Origin of the sequence: Pseudomonas sp. D8002 (assembly GCF_013385695.1) — a bacterium.
GTDB lineage: Bacteria > Pseudomonadota > Gammaproteobacteria > Pseudomonadales > Pseudomonadaceae > Aquipseudomonas.
On the sequence record NZ_JACAPM010000001.1, the window covers coordinates 1 to 15,279 of the forward strand.

Below are 15,279 nucleotides of genomic sequence, written 5' to 3' on the forward strand. Positions count from 1 at the left end.
GTGGTTGCCCGTTCAAGCCTATGTTTGACGACTCTACTTTGCAGAAGTGCAGAACATTGTTACCAGTGTTGTTGCTGATAGTTCCCCCGCGAGTCCCCTGAGAGAAGTCTATGCAAAAGCCGCCAGTGAAGGACTCAAAGTTATTACTCGTGGCTCTTGGGCGATAACAGTTGGTAGCGACCATGCCGTGAACGACAATATTTCGAAGGTCACAGGCTTCTATCCAGATGTTTGAGCAGTACTTGGATCCAGTGGGGTCCAATGCGTACTGTCGACCGCCGAGCAAACCGATCAACTGCCCATCTAGGGTGCAGTTTTTAAGCCCAACATCGTCAACCGACCCATCAGAAATTGGATCGATGATAATCGCAGAGTAGCCGCCCGTGAATTTGATGCCTGAGATCACAATATTCTTGGCGTTAACTACTCTGAAAAAGGCCTGCTTGGTAGTGTTGCCCCAGATTAATTCCGAGCCCGCACCTTCTCCTGTAACGTTCTGACCGGTGCTTAGTGTCACGGCGGAGGTCCGATTCGGCTCCCGCCCTTCCGGGTAGACAGCTGCCGGTCCAATCGGCGCTACCTTGTATCGGCCAGACGGAATATGCACAGGTAGTCCAGTGCTGAAGCAAGCCAGGTACCCGGGGGTATCGTCAGTGATTCCATCGCCCTTGCAGCCGAACTGTTTAAGGGTAAAAGGCGTAGTTTGGCAAAGCTTCCAACGGTAAGTGCCGTTGTCACCAACGATCACGCTTCCTTTATTGTCCGGTGTAGTGACATCCTCGGGATCCCTGCGATAGACACCTCCACCTCCATCTCCAGGCACGTAATATCCAAGCACATAAACCGCATCACTCGCCGTTGTAACGAGTGCCTTAAGTGCTGAGATATTGTCGACGACCTGACTGGTGATACCGGCTGCGTTAATGTTTTCTAGCATTTCCTTTGCTCCTTGCTTATGGGGTTTTGCTTGTTTGCGATGTTCGAAATCTAGCGTTTCCGGCATATTTCTACGATCGTTTTGGGTAATCGATTCCATGGGCGGCGATGATCCGTTCGAAGGCCTTGTTGCCGATCGCCAGCCTGCCGCAGCACTGGCGTCGGGTGATGCCCAGCTCCAGGAAGGCCCGAATCCGCTCTCCGACCGCGACCCTGTCCGCCGGAAAACTAGATTTGGCGCTTTACGCTGCACGCCCGGGTCAGTTGCCAACCCTCTGAACCGTTTAGGCCGGTTCATCGCTGCCTTTGAATCTGGGCCGGTGGTGATCCGGCAAGGGGTGTCGCTAAAGATCGGCGCAGCTTTCGCTGCTGGGCCAAAGTATGCTGGCTTGCGAGTAAAAGTAGCAGTGCTAATTTTGAATGTAAATAGCACTGCTAATAATAATTTCAGCGGACGTAAAAAAAACCGCACGGAGCGGGTCTGGAGCGGCCGGTACTAGGTTTGAATTGCAAGAGGGAAGCGGTGCGCACGGTGCGCACGGTGCGTAGCGGTTGATAGCCTCATTTCAATGTAGTTAGTCGCCCTACAGTTGCGGCTTGGGGTCCTGCAATCGCCAGTAAATAGCAGGAGCTTTTCTATTCATTGGTCATAACTCATTTTAATCCAAGGCTCTTTAAGGAAATTGGCCGCTTCTGACTGCTCAATTGGGTGCTAATTTTTTTAAGCTCTTTTTGCGTTTTATCGTGAGATGCTTTGTCAGACCAGTCTCGATAAAGCTTCGCGAGCCCTTCATATACCACATGGTCCTCGTCCTCTCTTGCATGCGCAATGTAGGGTCGAAGATATTCTATGTTAGATAAGATAAAATAATGCTCGAGTTTATAGCAAAGTTCTTCGTCAGTAATTCCGGAGTATATATAGTGAGCGAAGTTTTCAATATCATTCAGTACGAGTACTAGGCAATTGTAGAATGGAATAGCTTCGTCGCTTTGATACCAGTCAAGCCAATCTTGGTTAAATGTTGAGCCTGCGCGTGAGAGGCCGACTATTTTGCCAGTAAAATCAGGGCTCTCTTTGTATGAGCTATCTTGGAAAGCTTGGTTCGTTAACGCTTCAATGCTCCGAAGCTTTCGGTCTAATATGGAAATACTTAACGCAATTGTTTCGCGCTTGAATCGAATTTTTGCTTCTTCTTTGAATGCTTTCAGTTGGTAAATTGCGACGCCCGCGCCCAGCAGGATTAGGGGCCAAGAAACAAAATAAGCGAACTCTGCATAGGGTCTGTACTCGGTAATAAAGTCCATAATTAAGCATGCTTCCTTGAGATTTTTATAGCTTGTCTAAACGGATAATTTGACATCTCGACTTAATTCAGCGCGAGTACATCGCCCACCAAAATACATGACCCAGAATCGATACCTGCTGCTCTTGAATCTGCTGGAAGGTGTAATCCTCGTCTGGATGCTCATCACGATTGAAGCTGCGCAGTCGAATCCCTATGGGGATGCGGTAGACCTGCTTCACGCGAAGCTGACCGTTATGGTTGATGGCGTACATCTCTCCATCGACTATATCGCTGAGAGAGTTTTTCCCTACGTTCACTCCTACGGTTGCGCCGTCGCGTAGCACGGGCACCATGCTGTTGCCGCCGACCTTCACGCATTTTGCGTTGCTGAACTGAACGCCATTTTGGCGCAGGTCCTTCTTGTTGAAGCGCAGACGTGAATTAGCGCTTTCCTCAATAGCAAATCTGCCAGATCCGGCCGCCAATTCGACTTCATGAAGGAAAGGAACGTATACCTCATCATCATCGAGCGGGGTTTCATCGTCCCAAGTCTCGATACTTCCTAATTTTGCGCTTTGCTGGATGCGCTCCGGATGCACGCTGGCAACAGTGGATAACAGTCGAGAGCTGACTTCGCCTGCATCGAAGTTGAGCGCCTTGGCGAGCTTTAGCAGTGCCTCCACATTTAACGGCACCTTCCCCGTGGCGTATTGGCTGAATGCACTTTGTCCAGACCATCCGCACGCTTCGGCAACGTCCGCCTGAGTCAGGCTGCGCCCGGCAGCTTTGGCGGCTGCTTTCCGCTGTTCATAGATGGCCTTGAGCCTAGCGCTTTCGGCGACTTCTTCGGTGGTAAGGGGGCGGCGTATTTTCATACGAGCAAGAGTATTAGCAGAGCTGATATCTTTGCAAATAGCGCTGCTATTATTAAGTTGCTGATAAAAATCAGCGCTACTACTATGCATGGCAGATATAAAACCGTGGAAACTCCATGAAAAAGATCCCCTTGAGCAAATACCTAGAAGAGAACGGCACTCAAGCCGCGCTTGCTGCTGCTCTCGGCGTGAACCAGAGCGCGATCTCGCAAATGGTTCGAGCCGGCAGAAGCATCGAGATCACCCTTCATGACGACGGGCGTATCGAGGCTAATGAGATTCGTCCGATCCCAGCACGCCCGAAGCGCACAGCAGCCTGAGGCTTTTATTGCTGACTGCCTGAACAAATGATCGCCTCTGCACCTGCAGGGCGCCACGTAAAGAATTTCGAGGTGTTACATGCAGGAATTGATGAAGGCGATCTATGACGTCGTGGATGAGCATGGGGCAGGGCGCATTGCAGAGGGCGCCAGCTTCTCCTCGAAGACGCTGCTTTCCCAGAAGGCGAACCCGGACTACGACAGCCACAAGCTGAACGTCCAGGAGCTGCACAGGATTATGAAGTTCACGCGGGACTTCCGCCCGCTGAAAGCGTGGGCCGAGGCTTTCGGTTTCGACCTAGTGCCAAAGGAAAAGCCCGAGGGCATCAACCTCAACACTGCGCTGCTGCGCCTGCACGCCGATCTAGCTGACGTGACCCGCCTTGCCTTCGACGCCCAAGCCGATGGCTGCGTTTGCACTCGCGAGAAATCCGAACTGCTCAAAGAGGCTGAGGAGGTGATCGTCAGCCTGGAAGTTTTCAAGCAGTCGGTGAAGGCGGCCTGAATTACAGATACAAAAAAGCCGACGTACGAGGTCGGCTTTTTCTACAGCGGTAAACAACTGGAGCGAATCATGCACCAACACACCGAGTCGATCAATAGCCCCAACAATCTCGCGCCACGTTTTTCGCAATCTGAAAACGTGGCGCGCACGATGTCTTTGCGTGAAATCGCCGATCTGACCGGCAAGCGGCACGACAACGTCAAGGCAGATATTCGCAACATGCTTGCTGACCTCAAAGAAGATGTCCTGACTTTTCAGGGTATCTATTTGGACAGTATGAACCGGCAGCAAACCGAATATCTGCTAGACCGGGAACACACTGACTGCCTCCTGACCGGCTACAGCGCAGCAATGCGTATGGTGGTGATAAAGCGCTGGCGTGAGCTTGAAGGTAGTCGCGTCATTGCAACGCTACCTGACTTCTCCAATCCGGCAGCAGCCGCGCGCGCCTGGGCTGATGAGGTGGAGCAGAAACAAGCGGCTGAGCAGGCTCGCCTACAACTCTCCGTGGAGGTTCAGGCCCAGGCCACCAAGATCCACTCCCTGGAGAACCTGTTCAAGGACCGGGCAGCGAGTCAATGGCACAACCGCCCGCCAGATGGAACGGACAGAAGCGAACCACTCCGCAGCGGAGCAGGCCGCCCAGATGGTTTTGGCCAAACGGCAAGCAGGTGACCGCAATGAATACCTCTGAAATGAACGACCAGCAGGTCGCTGGTCTGGCCGCCGCCATCTGCGCCACAGCCGAGGCCATGGGCCAGGAAATGAACCCCGGCACCGCCGCGATGATGGCCGAAGACCTTTGCGCCTACCCGGTGCCCGTTGTCAAAGCAGCGCTCAAGGCCTGCCGCTTTCCTGGGTGAGAAGACCTTGGGGGAGGTGGCGCTGGAGCTGCTGGCGGAGAACGAGGCGCTGCGGTCCGATATTCAATCCTGGCGCCTCAGCATCGAGGCCGAGCGCAACGTGCATAAATTGTCGCTGAAGGGCATCCAGGATGAGCTTGACCGCCTGAAGGGGCTTGGCTTCGCCGAAGAACTGGCGGTGCTGCGCAAGAGTGCCGCTCGGTATCAGTGGTTGCGCGAGGCTCGTAGCGGCTACATCGAGGTCGTGGAATGGATCGGCCCGCACGCGACAGGGATGACTGGCGAAGACCTTGACTCGCTGCTCGACGCTGCCATGGGCATGGGGGGGCGGTCATGACTGACAAGATCAGCGTCAACTGCCAGGCCATGCTCTCTGACCCAGTTAGATAGCTCCATGATGGAGGCTTCGAGGGCCAGCTGGTTTTCGTAGAGCTTGGAGAGCAGGGAAGGGAGCAGGTCTGAGTTGGGCATCGGCGTTCGCCGCTCACCGGTAGGCATGTAGGTGTATGGCCCGGTGTCGCCGTCGAACGGCTCGACGATGTGGATAGCGACGCCCAAGCGCTTGGTAGCTGTAGGCGATTGGCCTGGGCTTGTAACCGATCGGCGCCGCTTCTTCGATCTGGCCGCCGCTGGCCAGGAACTGGGCGACCTGGGCCGCCAGTTCATCCGAGGCCGGGCACCGAATTGATATCTAATTGCCATCATTCCGATACAATCGCGCCCGGCTGAGCATCAGCTATGCCAATGAAGGCGCAACGGAGTGATGGTATGAAGATGGGGAAGGTGGCGGGCGCCACACTACTTGCAGCAATGACGTTCCTGGGCGGCTGCGCGAGTATCGTGAGCGATAGCAAGCCAAAGGTTGGGCTGTACAGCCTGCCTACAAATGCCAACTATGTAATCAAAGACAGCAAGGGCAGCGTGCTACTGAAGGGGGTTACGCCCGGCACGGCACTTTTGGAGACGAGCCGAGGCTACTTTCAAAGCCAAAGCTATACAGTCACCTTCCAAAAGGACGGTTACACCGAGACGACAGTTCCCCTGAAATCTACAGTGAGCGGCTGGTATTGGGGGAACCTGCTGATTGGCGGTTTGATCGGTATGCTGATCGTAGATCCGCTGACAGGCGCCATGTACACATTGAATCGCCCCGGGTTTTCTAGACACTCTCCAGGCTCGCTGCGTAACGCTTTTCAAACTCTACCGGTGACAGCTGATTGTTGAAACTGTGGCGTCGTTTTGGGTTGTAAAACATCTCGATATAATCGAACACATCATCCCGAGCATCCTGGCGTGTAGTGTAGATTTTACGCTTGATCCGTTCCCGCTTTAGCAACTGGAAAAAGCTCTCCGCCACAGCGTTGTCGTGGCAGTTACCTCGACGACTCATGCTGGCTACCAGGTTGTTAGCTTTCAAGAAGCTTCGCCAGTCTGAGCTGCTGTACTGACTTCCTTGATCCGAGTGGATCATCACCTCTTGCTTCGGCTTGCGTCTCCAAACCGCCATCAGCAGTGCATCAATGGCTACGTCGCTGGTCATCTGCGACTTCATTGACCAACCAATGATCTGGCGTGAAAACAGATCGAGCACCACGGCCAAATACAACCAGCCTTCATATGTTCGGATGTAGGTAATGTCTGTGACCCAGACTTTGTTGGGTTCTCTGACATCGAATTGGCGCTTCAGTAAGTTCGGTGAGGCAACGGCTGGTTTACCGCCATATTTTCCCGGCCTCCGTCGATACCCAGTCTGAGAACGTAAACCTTCAATGCGCATCAACCTAGCCACCCGGTGACGGCCACAGCTCTCTCCAACCTCTCGCAGGTCATCATGGATCTTGCGATAGCCATAAACACCACCGCTTTCCAGCCAGGAGTGTTTGATCAACCCAAGCAGTCGCTGATCGTCCTTGGCTCGCGCAGATTTTGGTTCTGATAGCCACGCGTAGTAGCCGCTGGGATGAACCTTGAGCGTCAGGCAAAGCCGTCGAATCGCGTAGTGATCCGCTTGCTGCTTAATAAAGGCGTACTTCAGCCGCACTCCTTGGCAAAGTACGCGGCGGCCTTTTTTAAGATGTCTCGCTCCTCCGTGACCCGTTTCAGCTCGGCACGTAGACGACGAACCTCTGCGCTCTGATCATCCTCTTCAACGCGCTGTTCCTGGGGCTTGGTGTAGCGCTTAACCCAGGCATAGAGGCTGTGCACGGACACACCCAATCGTGCAGCCACCTCCGAGACAGGAAGCTGCTTTTCGGTCACTTGCTTGACCGCCTGGATTTTGAATTCTTCGGGATAACGCTGGTTGCTCATGGCACCTCCTAATGGGCCTCATTTTAAGGCTTGGAGGTGTCTACGAAACCCGGGGCGATTCAGCTTCTCGATTACCATTTGATCGCGGTTAATCTTCCTGCCCATCGTTTCGACCGTCTTGCTCGTCTGACCCATGGTCTCCACTTGCGACAGCAACTGCGCAGCGAATGCACGCAGTTGGTCGGGGGTCATTTGATCGAGATTGGGCGAGGAAGTCATGCCGTGGATTTTACCAAAGCAGCTCGTTTGCGGCAGTAGGCCAAGGCGCTAATTACAGCTTCTTAAAGCAGTCTGATTGCACCGCCAGCTCCAACGCGTTGCCAAGGTAGACCGAGCACCAAGGCCTGAAGTTGACCTCATGCGCACTGAATCGCCGCTGATTTTCTCTGTTGCAGATGCACCGCCCGGTCATCGCAACAGTACTGCGCTACCTCAACCTCAGTTCTTCGCCCGGCTCAATAGAAATTCGTACCGGCGCTTATCGATAAAGATCGAATAACGTAATCCTCCGTCGCCGCTCGGCTGAAGAATGCTGTGGGTCTTGGATTTATGGAAAGGGTGGCTGTAAAGAGAGGGAAGGTCTGAATAGGCATAGCTTTCAAAATGCAGTTCGTCGCCTACCCAATGCACCTCGTTGTACAGGAAGTGCCAGTTTTTGCTGGAAGCCATGTAGAGGTAGGCACTGCCGTTGGGACCCATGATGACTTCTACCTCCAGCTCGCCTTTGTCATTTGCCCACTTGCCAATATATCGCTCCATACCGGAGTGGGCAGGTATCCCGGGATCCGCTACAAAATCACTGGCCTTGAAAGGGGTTTTGCGCGCAGCTTCAGCGGCGGCGTTTGGATAAAGGGCACACAGCGGTGCGACGTTACTGACTTTTACGTAGTTGAAGGTCAGGCTCGTATCCGAAACATCCATGCTCAGCGTCATGGTCTGCGGGTCGAATGCCAGGACCTTCAGGTCGAAGTTGTCTGAAGGTGATTTGAGATGGATGACCTTTCCATCGTCGGACACCTTGAAGTCGCTCACTTCTTTTTCCTGGTGCTTCCCGGGTTCAGCGCAGTTGAATGGATGCAAGGTGGCTTTGGCATCAGCGCTGTATTCGACCACGTTGGCAATTCCGTTGCGCAGAGGAACCATGGCCCAGATGCCAACTACGTTATCTTGAGTCGCCAGCGCGTGCGTCGAAGGCTTGGCGCCATGGTTGGCACACCCGGTCATCATCAAGGTGGCCAGGGAAATTGTCAGAACGTTGATCCGCATCGGGCTTATCCATAAGAGTGTTCGCATTGATCCATCTGTCGCGGTTGGCGACCTTCTGGCAGGCAAGCATCATAAGGGATCGTTACGCTACGGTGCAGACCCAGAGGTGATTCTGCCGATAGGGCGCGCGGGTGAAGTGAACATCTGAAACCAGATGCATGCCTCGCTCTTGCAGGGCTTCGGTCAGTTGTACGAGTGTCTCTGCCTGGATAGTCATTGCTGTTACCTCGTCAGATTTACTGCGTTCATAATTCTTGACCGGCGGGGCAACTGGCTAATTCAAATTTTCTACAACGTTGATTGACGTGTGGTTGCTTCAGTTCTTTTGCTCCCGATCCCAGGATAAGCGCGACTTGAAAATATGCGGGCAGTGGTGCTCATTCACCCGAGGTGACCTACAGTGAGACATCGCGCCGGTATGACATGAGGAGATCCTATGTCCACTTTCAAGCTGACTTCGCGCATCTTCAGTAGGCCCCGTCACACAACGCATTATCTGGAGTCGGGACCTGCCGATGGGGCATTGATGATGTTCCTGCATGGTTGGCCCGAACTCGGTTTGATCTGGCGTGCACAGATGGAAGCGTTCTCTGCCCAAGGCTGGCACTGTGTCGCACCCGATATGCGCGGCTATGGCGGCTCTTCGGCGCCGGCCGCGATCAATGCGTACACGATTGAAAACATCGTGGCAGACATGACAGAGCTGCATGACCATCTCGGTGGAACGCCCGCCATCTGGGTGGGCCACGATTGGGGCAGCGTCGTGGCCGGTGAACTGGTCGCCCATGAACCTTGGCGCAGCCGCGGCGTTGTGCTGGTTTCGGTTCCGTACTTTCCTTCCACGAACGCGCTGGCGACGCTCATACCGCTGGTTGACCGAGGGATTTACCCGACCGACCAGTATCCAGACGGCCAATGGGACTATTACCGCTACTACAACACGCATTTTGCGTCCGCCGTGGCTGATCTTGACGCGGACAAAGCAGCATCGCTGGCGTCGATTTATCGAAGAGGCGACCCTGCAAGCATCGCCAGGGTCGCCTCCAATGCCGAAGTGACCCGCAAAGGCGGGCGGTTTGGCGAAGCGCACCGGGCTCCCCCGACGCCGCCAGACCCGGCGCTCTGGCCCGAGACGGACTTCGCGGCACTGGTGCGCACGTTCGAGGAGCATGGTTTCCGCACGCCCTGCGCGTGGTATCTGAACGACGATGCCAACATCGAATACGCCCATCGCGCACCCGATGGCGGCCGCCTGTCCATGCCCGTCCTGTTTGTGAACGGTGATTACGACCCGATGAATACCATCAACGGCAATCAGTTGGGCGATCCAATGCGCGCGGCCTGCGCAGACCTCACAGTGACGAGCCTGCCTGGCGGGCATTGGCTGCCGGTGGAGTGCAAGGCCGAACTCGTTGAGGCCATAAGTCGCTGGCTGAAGCTCGCGAAATTTGCGCCCAATCAGTAAGCCCGGATCACACCTTGGGATGGGTGAGTCGGGGATCGGCACGTGTGCCGGTAGTCAGCGTCGTGGCTTGTGATCAACTGCGTTTTGGCTTCTTTCTTGACCGGGTTTGCCGTGATGAGATCTCGATCCACGTCGGCGCATGATCACTGGCATGCTCTTCACCCCGTACCCATGCATCTACGCCGACGTTTTTCAGGTACGGGGCGAGTACCGGGTTGAGCAGCAGATGGTCGATGCGCAGCCCGGAATTCTTCTGCCAATGCTGACGGAAATAATCCCAAAACGTGTACACCCGCTCTTCGGGGTACAGGTGCCTCAGCGAGTCGATCCAGCCCTGGGAAAGCAACCTTTGAAAGCACTCACGGCTTTCTGGCTGGAGGAGGGCATCCTTGAGCCATGAGCGGGTGTTGTAGATGTCCAGGTCGGTGGGCACCACGTTGTAGTCACCGGCCAGGACCACGGGATGTTCGCTGGCCTGCAGTGTTGCAGCGTGGGAGATCAGGTGTTCGAACCACGCGAGCTTGTAATCAAATTTTGGCCCGGGTTGAGGGTTTCCGTTGGGCAGGTACAGGCATCCGACAATCACGCCATGGACAGCCGCTTCGAGGTATCGAGACTGCGAGTCGTCCTTGGCTCCCGGCAGGCCCTTATGGATCAAAAGGGGTTCGGAATCCCGCGCGAGGATTGCCACTCCGTTCCAGGATGCCTGGCCATGGTGCAATGAGCCATAGCCCGCCGCCTCAAGTTCTCCAGCGGGGAACGCGTTGTCTTGCGCCTTCAGTTCCTGCAGGCAGACGATGTCCGGGCGCTCCTTTTCCAGCCACTGCAGAAGGTTGGGCAGTCGCGTCTTTATGCCGTTGACATTGAATGTCGCGATCTTGAGGTTCTGCATGGCGTCGGTCCTTCAATGTGCCGGGTGCGCCGGGTGTTCGGCCACCGTGGGGGTAGGGGGCCTACCCTTGCTCATTTGGCGATGTCCCCTATACCGGTTTAGTCGCAAAGCCTCTTTTCGACTACAGCAAGCCTGCTTTTGCTCACTGACATTACGACCGGAACCTGTTTTTGAAACGACCATTGGTGTCATTTTCCGGTTGTGCCCCCGACTGGTTCAACGCTCACTGATCCTGCAGAAGCACTTCGCGGCAGACCGAGAGGGGGCAGGTTGTTCAGGCGGGCTGTCGGAACGTATGATCGCAGCGAGCGCCCTTTTCCGGGCGCTGAGACTCACCCTTTGAAGGACATGAGCATGGAAAAGCACTTCGGTAATTCAGGCCTGTTCAAGGCTGCTTCGTATCACTGCATCACGCTCCTGGGCAGCGGCATTGCTCGCTGGGAGCTGAAAAATATTGCGTTGAATACGAAGGAGTTTTTGATATGTCCAAAGAACTACTCGGAGTTTCTGCTCTAGGGTTGATGGTGGTGGGGGAGTTTTGTGCAATCTACAGCGAGGTGGTAACCGCCAGGCTTGCCCAGACAGGGCATGGTTCATGGGAGGCGTTCGTCCTTCCCGTTGTGCTGATGTGTTTTGCCGGGCTTTGCCTGTTGGGTGCGTATTGGCTGGGTTACGTGGCGGTCGGTGATATCTGGGTCGTCACCGTGGTCTCAGTCACCTCCCTGTTGCTGCTTGAGCCCGTGGTGGTCTGGGCGCTGTTCCATGAAGCACCAGGGCGTGGCGCACTGATCGGGTTTGTCCTCGGCGCCTTGGGCATGCTTGCTACTGTATTGCTTTGACTCCGCCCTCTGGCCCGGCAATCAAACGCCGGGCCAGCTCGCCTCAAATGGTCACAGCTTCATCTTGAAGCCTGTGTGGGTTGGCAAGAACCCCAGGGACTCATAAAACCTATGAGCATCTGGCCGCGTACGATCACAGGTAAGCTGGATCAGTTGGCAGTGGCGCTGACGTGCTTGCTCAAACGACCATTCGAAGAATTGCCGGCCCAATCCGCTCCCACGCATTCGCTCGTGCACGCGGACGGCTTCGATTTGAGCTCGCCATGCGCCCCGATGAGAAATATTCGGAATGAAAGAAAGTTGGAGAGTACCGACCACCTCTTCATCAGCCACAGCGACGGCAAGAAACTGGTTCGGGTCTGCGTCGATGGCCTCAAACGCTCGTGTGTAGGAACTCTGAAGCGGAAGACTGCTATCTTCTCGAACAGCCCCCAGGGAGTCATTTGCCAGCAGCAAAACAATGAAAGGCAAGTCTTCGATACTGGCGCGTCTTATGGTCAGATTCGTCACAACGGTTTCCTGAGGTGCGGTGGTATAGAGGAACCCAGCCGATGGGGGCATTCGCATCCAAACATAACATTCATCCACGGAGCAACGAGCCCATGTCAAATACCGCTGGCATGTTCATCCGTCAGTTCTTTCACGGCACCCGGGCCGACCTGGAGCCCGGCGATCTGATCCGCGTCGGCTACCCGTCCAACTTTACAGAAGGTAAAGCACTGTCCTGGGTTTACTTTGCGGGCACGCTGGATGCCGCCATCTGGGGGGCTGAGCTGGCGCTCGGCAGTGGGCGGGAACGGATTTATGTTGTGGAGCCAACGGGGGCAATCATGGATGACCCCAACGTGACGGATAAGAAGTTTCCCGGCAATCCCACGCTTTCCTATCGCTCCACTGACCCTTTGCGCGTCGTGGCGGAGGTCACGAAATGGCACGGGCATCCGCCTGAACGGTTGCAGCAGATGAAGGACAATCTCGCGCGCTTGAAGGCCGAGGGTCGCGACGTGATCATTGACTGATATCATCGGGAACAAGCCGGCGTCACCCGATCGCCAAGTGGCTTTCCTTAACTGTTCCAGCAGGTGCTCCCATGCAGAATTCCCCTCCTGAAGGCCTACCTACCTATCGGATCCTGACAGGCAAGGACGATGCCTCCTTCTGTCACCGGGTCTCTGAAGCGCTTGCGCTGGGTTACCAGCTTTACGGCTCGCCAGCGGCAACCTTCAATGGCGAGTACGTGGTGGTGGCACAGGCTGTCGTTTGGAACGCCGATAACAACGCTACTGTCAGGAACTGACGCGGGCTTGAATTAAGGTGAGTTCTCTCACTCCTGTCAGGTCAAATGATGAAATTCTCGTCTGTTCGTCTCGTTACCAACCACTTTGAACGGCTCGTTCAGTTCTATCACAACCTCTCGACTGTCGAGCCAAGGCACCTGGCTGACGGGTTCGCTGAAATTCACCTCGACGGCGTCGTCCTGGCCATAGCCGATGAGCGCCTGGTCCGCCTTCACAACGATGGACTGGCAGTCGCCGCCAGCAACCGTTCGGCGATCCTGGAGTTTCAAGTGGACGATGTGGAGGCTGTCCTGCTGCGTATCGGTCGGGCTGATGTGGTGATGCCGGTGACGGTCATGCCATGGGGCAACACTTCGGTATTGCTGCGTGATCCGGATGGAAGCCTGGTCAACGTCTTTTCGAGACCTCGCCGCTGAATCGGTCCGCTGTTGTCGCCAGGTTCGGTAGGGTCGATAACGGGTTAAAGTAATCGGCTAAAACGCCGATCAATTAACATCGATACCGGAATTGGATATTTGACATGATCACTAACGTCAGCAGTCTCGCTTCAGTACCCGCCAACCCAAGTCCGGCCAGCGTCAGCGATAGCTCCAAGACCGAAGACTCTGGAACCTTGAGTCTCAACCCGGACACGGGTGCCAAAAGTGCGCCCGCTGCAGGTGGCGGCCAGGCGGCATCCACGTCGCAGGAGTCCGACACCGTCAAGGCGCTGAAAAAGCAGATTGCGGAGTTGCAAAAGCAGCTTCAAGAGCAGCAGCAAAACATGCAAAAGGCCCAGGCCAGCAATCAAAGCGCAGACGCCAAAGCGGCCGCCGTGGCTGCCGCCCAGGCGCAGATTGCCGCAACGGCAGCTGCATTGCAGTCTGCGTCTTCGGCGTTGTTGCAGGCACTGACTTCCGACGGTGGAAGCGGTACCGGTTCCATCGTCAGTACCACCGCCTGAGAGGCAGATTTGGTTTTCCACAAGAAGCATTCGTGTACCCACGGGCCATTCTGTTCGACCTGGATAACACGCTGACGCACCGAGCCTTGATTAGCCTCACCTTGCACACCAAACGTCAACGGAACTGCGTTTATGAAATACAGCTGGATCGCACTTGTCTTACTGCTTTGTGCCTGCACGAGCGGCCCCACCCGGGAACAACTGGCAGAACAACGCTTATGGGAATACCAGTTGCTCACTCACCTCAATCACTTCAAGTCGTACCCCGAAGAAGCTCGCCTGCAAGGATTGACCGGCCTGGTCAGGGTTGAATTCGTGGTCGACGCCAAAGGCAACCTGATACGCCACAAAGTCATCAGCCATACAGGTTCGGATCTGTTCGTCAGCGCCGTGGAGAGATTCGTTCCGGCGGCGTCGCCAGTGCCTGCGCCTCCACCCTCAATGCTGCTCAAAGGCGAAATTCAAGTGGTAGCCCCGTTTGTATTCTGCCTGGAGGGCGTGGCCTGCGCCGGCTCACCGCCACGCCGGCTGTAGATGACCTGCGGATAAATTCCGGGCAAAGAAAAGCCCGCGATGGGGAGCGCGGGCTTAAAGGTTTTCACCAGGAGCTGAGATGACCATAGGCGCCCGACTGTGAAAGGGTTGTGAAAGGGCGCCAGCGCTGCACTCAACTCAGTAGGCGCCCGCGGCCGCCTTTGCGCCGCTGACGATGGCGATCCCGGAGCTGCTGCCCAGGCGCGTAGCACCGGCTTCGATCATCGCCTGGGCCGTCGCCAGGTCGCGCACGCCGCCCGACGCCTTCACGCCTATCTGCGCCCCCACCACGCCGCGCATCAGGCGCACATCCGCCAATGTCGCGCCGCCATGGCCGAAACCGGTGGAGGTCTTGACGAACGCCACGTTCAGCTCGCGGCACAGGCTGCAGGCATGGGTTTTCTGCTGGTCATCGAGCAGGCCGGTCTCGAGGATGACTTTCAGCGGCACCGCGCCGCAGGCCGCCAGCACCTGGGCAATATCGTCGCGTACCTGGTCCAGCAGGCCATCCTTCAGCCAGCCGATGTTCAGCACCATGTCGATCTCGCCTGCACCGGCCTCGATCGCAAGCTTTGCCTCATAAGCCTTGGCCGCACTCAAGCCCGCACCCAGGGGGAAGCCGACGACGGCACAGACCAATGGCGCGGCGTCGCGCAGGCATTCGGCGGCCAGCGGCACGTTGGCGCTGTTGACGCACACGGACTTGAAGCCATGCTCGCGGGCCTCGGCGCACAGTTGGCGAATGCTCGCCTGGGAAGCATCGGCGGCCAGCAGGGTGTGGTCGATATAGGCCGCGAGCGGCAACGGGTCAGTCGGCATGGCAAGTGTCCTGTAAGGATGAGGTGCTGGGAAAAGGCGGTTTGTGTTAAGTTGGATGCATTAAATGTGAAATAAATAACATTGTAAATGGAATTTGTGACTGTCCTGATCAAGGGCACGCATTCAGC

Annotated in this window: 24 protein-coding genes and 3 pseudogenes; 16 read left to right on the top strand and 11 right to left on the bottom strand. The window is 55.8% G+C overall.

All coding sequences use genetic code 11. The features are described from left to right. The coding region (locus HX807_RS00005; RefSeq protein WP_218174023.1) for a hypothetical protein at window positions 1–1,036 on the bottom strand (1,036 nt) is incomplete at its 3' end. On the opposite strand from HX807_RS00005, the gene HX807_RS00010 reads away from it, so the two are divergent. Further along, window positions 1,035–1,436: a hypothetical protein gene (locus HX807_RS00010; RefSeq protein WP_177049023.1), complete on the top strand. Its 402-nt coding sequence runs from the start codon at window positions 1,035–1,037 to the stop codon at window positions 1,434–1,436. The genes HX807_RS00005 and HX807_RS00010 overlap by 2 nt on opposite strands. A gap of 154 nt (window positions 1,437–1,590) precedes the next feature. On the opposite strand, the gene HX807_RS00015 is transcribed toward HX807_RS00010, so the two are convergent. Together HX807_RS00015 and HX807_RS00020 are read right to left on the bottom strand one after the other, a co-directional pair. Then, on the bottom strand, window positions 1,591–2,241 hold the full coding sequence (locus HX807_RS00015; protein ID WP_102606502.1) for a DUF4760 domain-containing protein: 651 nt from the start codon (window positions 2,239–2,241) through the stop codon (window positions 1,591–1,593). A gap of 67 nt (window positions 2,242–2,308) precedes the next feature. Beyond that, window positions 2,309–3,097 carry a S24 family peptidase gene (locus tag HX807_RS00020; RefSeq protein WP_102606501.1) on the bottom strand — a complete coding sequence of 263 codons (789 nt, stop codon included), beginning with the start codon at window positions 3,095–3,097 and terminating at the stop codon, window positions 2,309–2,311. Between the two features lie 116 nt (window positions 3,098–3,213). Here HX807_RS00020 and HX807_RS00025 point away from each other — a divergent pair, with 116 nt between their 5' ends. The 6 genes and pseudogenes from HX807_RS00025 (at window position 3,214) to HX807_RS00045 (ending at window position 5,122) form a co-directional block, all read left to right on the top strand. After that, the gene (locus HX807_RS00025) at window positions 3,214–3,417 is read left to right on the top strand and encodes a Cro/CI family transcriptional regulator (RefSeq protein ID WP_102606500.1); all 204 of its coding nucleotides are present in this window, start codon (window positions 3,214–3,216) and stop codon (window positions 3,415–3,417) included. A 79-nt stretch (window positions 3,418–3,496) separates the two neighbouring features. Continuing rightward, window positions 3,497–3,922, top strand: coding sequence for a phage regulatory CII family protein (locus HX807_RS00030; protein WP_102606499.1), 426 nt, complete (start codon window positions 3,497–3,499; stop codon window positions 3,920–3,922). A 150-nt stretch (window positions 3,923–4,072) separates the two neighbouring features. Further along, window positions 4,073–4,252, top strand: a pseudogene (locus HX807_RS31855) (Rha family transcriptional regulator); the annotation flags it as partial. Window positions 4,253–4,484: 232 nt separating this feature from the next. Next, window positions 4,485–4,616, top strand: a pseudogene (locus tag HX807_RS31860) (phage replication protein); the annotation flags it as partial. Further along, the gene (locus HX807_RS00040; RefSeq protein ID WP_102606498.1) at window positions 4,603–4,785 is read left to right on the top strand and encodes a hypothetical protein; all 183 of its coding nucleotides are present in this window, start codon (window positions 4,603–4,605) and stop codon (window positions 4,783–4,785) included. The pseudogene HX807_RS31860 and the gene HX807_RS00040, both read left to right, overlap by 14 nt. Before the next feature lie 16 nt (window positions 4,786–4,801). Then, the gene (locus HX807_RS00045; RefSeq protein WP_177049024.1) at window positions 4,802–5,122 is read left to right on the top strand and encodes a hypothetical protein; all 321 of its coding nucleotides are present in this window, start codon (window positions 4,802–4,804) and stop codon (window positions 5,120–5,122) included. A 147-nt stretch (window positions 5,123–5,269) separates the two neighbouring features. Here the strand turns inward: HX807_RS00045 and HX807_RS31865 are convergent, their stop codons facing one another. Further along, window positions 5,270–5,476, bottom strand: coding sequence for a hypothetical protein (locus tag HX807_RS31865; protein ID WP_368665997.1), 207 nt, complete (start codon window positions 5,474–5,476; stop codon window positions 5,270–5,272). Between the two features lie 77 nt (window positions 5,477–5,553). On the opposite strand from HX807_RS31865, the gene HX807_RS00050 reads away from it, so the two are divergent. Then, the gene (locus HX807_RS00050) at window positions 5,554–6,009 is read left to right on the top strand and encodes a hypothetical protein (protein ID WP_256349339.1); all 456 of its coding nucleotides are present in this window, start codon (window positions 5,554–5,556) and stop codon (window positions 6,007–6,009) included. Here HX807_RS00050 and HX807_RS00055 read toward each other — a convergent pair. From HX807_RS00055 to HX807_RS31575, 4 genes and pseudogenes are all read right to left on the bottom strand, one after another. Continuing rightward, a protein-coding gene (locus HX807_RS00055) for an IS3 family transposase (protein WP_143007115.1) occupies window positions 5,945–7,095 on the bottom strand; the annotation gives its coding sequence in 2 pieces (ribosomal slippage) (window positions 5,945–6,861 and window positions 6,861–7,095; 1,152 coding nt in all). The two genes, HX807_RS00050 and HX807_RS00055, sit on opposite strands and share 65 nt — an antisense overlap. 60 nt (window positions 7,096–7,155) lie before the next feature. Continuing rightward, a pseudogene (locus tag HX807_RS00060) lies at window positions 7,156–7,314 on the bottom strand (IS66 family transposase); the annotation flags it as partial. A 219-nt stretch (window positions 7,315–7,533) separates the two neighbouring features. Continuing rightward, window positions 7,534–8,361, bottom strand: a complete 828-nt coding sequence (locus tag HX807_RS00065) for a hypothetical protein (protein ID WP_087693924.1) — start codon at window positions 8,359–8,361, stop codon at window positions 7,534–7,536. Window positions 8,362–8,443: 82 nt separating this feature from the next. Continuing rightward, complete coding sequence (locus HX807_RS31575) at window positions 8,444–8,578, bottom strand: hypothetical protein (RefSeq protein ID WP_023658805.1); 135 nt, start codon at window positions 8,576–8,578, stop codon at window positions 8,444–8,446. Between the two features lie 219 nt (window positions 8,579–8,797). Between HX807_RS31575 and HX807_RS00070 the strand changes: the two genes are divergently transcribed. Further along, window positions 8,798–9,826: an alpha/beta fold hydrolase gene (locus HX807_RS00070; RefSeq protein WP_102606038.1), complete on the top strand. Its 1,029-nt coding sequence runs from the start codon at window positions 8,798–8,800 to the stop codon at window positions 9,824–9,826. Window positions 9,827–9,899: 73 nt separating this feature from the next. Here HX807_RS00070 and xth read toward each other — a convergent pair whose 3' ends face one another. After that, the gene (xth, locus tag HX807_RS00075) at window positions 9,900–10,718 is read right to left on the bottom strand and encodes an exodeoxyribonuclease III (RefSeq protein WP_102368989.1); all 819 of its coding nucleotides are present in this window, start codon (window positions 10,716–10,718) and stop codon (window positions 9,900–9,902) included. Window positions 10,719–11,072: 354 nt separating this feature from the next. On the opposite strand from xth, the gene HX807_RS00080 reads away from it, so the two are divergent. Then, entirely contained in the window at window positions 11,073–11,234 is a 162-nt protein-coding gene (locus HX807_RS00080; RefSeq protein ID WP_023658806.1) for a hypothetical protein, read from the top strand. A 5-nt stretch (window positions 11,235–11,239) separates the two neighbouring features. Further along, window positions 11,240–11,557, top strand: a complete 318-nt coding sequence (locus HX807_RS00085) for a hypothetical protein (protein WP_032899360.1) — start codon at window positions 11,240–11,242, stop codon at window positions 11,555–11,557. Window positions 11,558–11,608: 51 nt separating this feature from the next. Here the strand turns inward: HX807_RS00085 and HX807_RS00090 are convergent, their stop codons facing one another. Beyond that, window positions 11,609–12,067 (bottom strand): GNAT family N-acetyltransferase, encoded by a 459-nt coding sequence (locus HX807_RS00090; RefSeq protein ID WP_102606039.1) that lies wholly within the window; start codon window positions 12,065–12,067, stop codon window positions 11,609–11,611. 92 nt (window positions 12,068–12,159) lie between these two features. Here HX807_RS00090 and arr point away from each other — a divergent pair, with 92 nt between their 5' ends. From arr to HX807_RS00115, 5 genes are all read left to right on the top strand, one after another. Beyond that, window positions 12,160–12,576, top strand: a complete 417-nt coding sequence (gene arr, locus HX807_RS00095; protein ID WP_023658807.1) for an NAD(+)--rifampin ADP-ribosyltransferase — start codon at window positions 12,160–12,162, stop codon at window positions 12,574–12,576. A gap of 71 nt (window positions 12,577–12,647) precedes the next feature. Next, the gene (locus HX807_RS00100; protein WP_003207731.1) at window positions 12,648–12,854 is read left to right on the top strand and encodes a DUF1737 domain-containing protein; all 207 of its coding nucleotides are present in this window, start codon (window positions 12,648–12,650) and stop codon (window positions 12,852–12,854) included. A gap of 48 nt (window positions 12,855–12,902) precedes the next feature. Next, window positions 12,903–13,271, top strand: a complete 369-nt coding sequence (locus HX807_RS00105; RefSeq protein ID WP_102370267.1) for a VOC family protein — start codon at window positions 12,903–12,905, stop codon at window positions 13,269–13,271. A 104-nt stretch (window positions 13,272–13,375) separates the two neighbouring features. Further along, window positions 13,376–13,798 (top strand): hypothetical protein, encoded by a 423-nt coding sequence (locus tag HX807_RS00110; protein WP_003207738.1) that lies wholly within the window; start codon window positions 13,376–13,378, stop codon window positions 13,796–13,798. Window positions 13,799–13,930: 132 nt separating this feature from the next. Beyond that, window positions 13,931–14,332: a TonB family protein gene (locus tag HX807_RS00115; RefSeq protein ID WP_003207740.1), complete on the top strand. Its 402-nt coding sequence runs from the start codon at window positions 13,931–13,933 to the stop codon at window positions 14,330–14,332. A gap of 138 nt (window positions 14,333–14,470) precedes the next feature. On the opposite strand, the gene deoC is transcribed toward HX807_RS00115, so the two are convergent. Next, window positions 14,471–15,151: a deoxyribose-phosphate aldolase gene (gene deoC / locus HX807_RS00120; protein ID WP_003207741.1), complete on the bottom strand. Its 681-nt coding sequence runs from the start codon at window positions 15,149–15,151 to the stop codon at window positions 14,471–14,473. Window positions 15,152–15,279 lie beyond the last annotated feature (128 nt).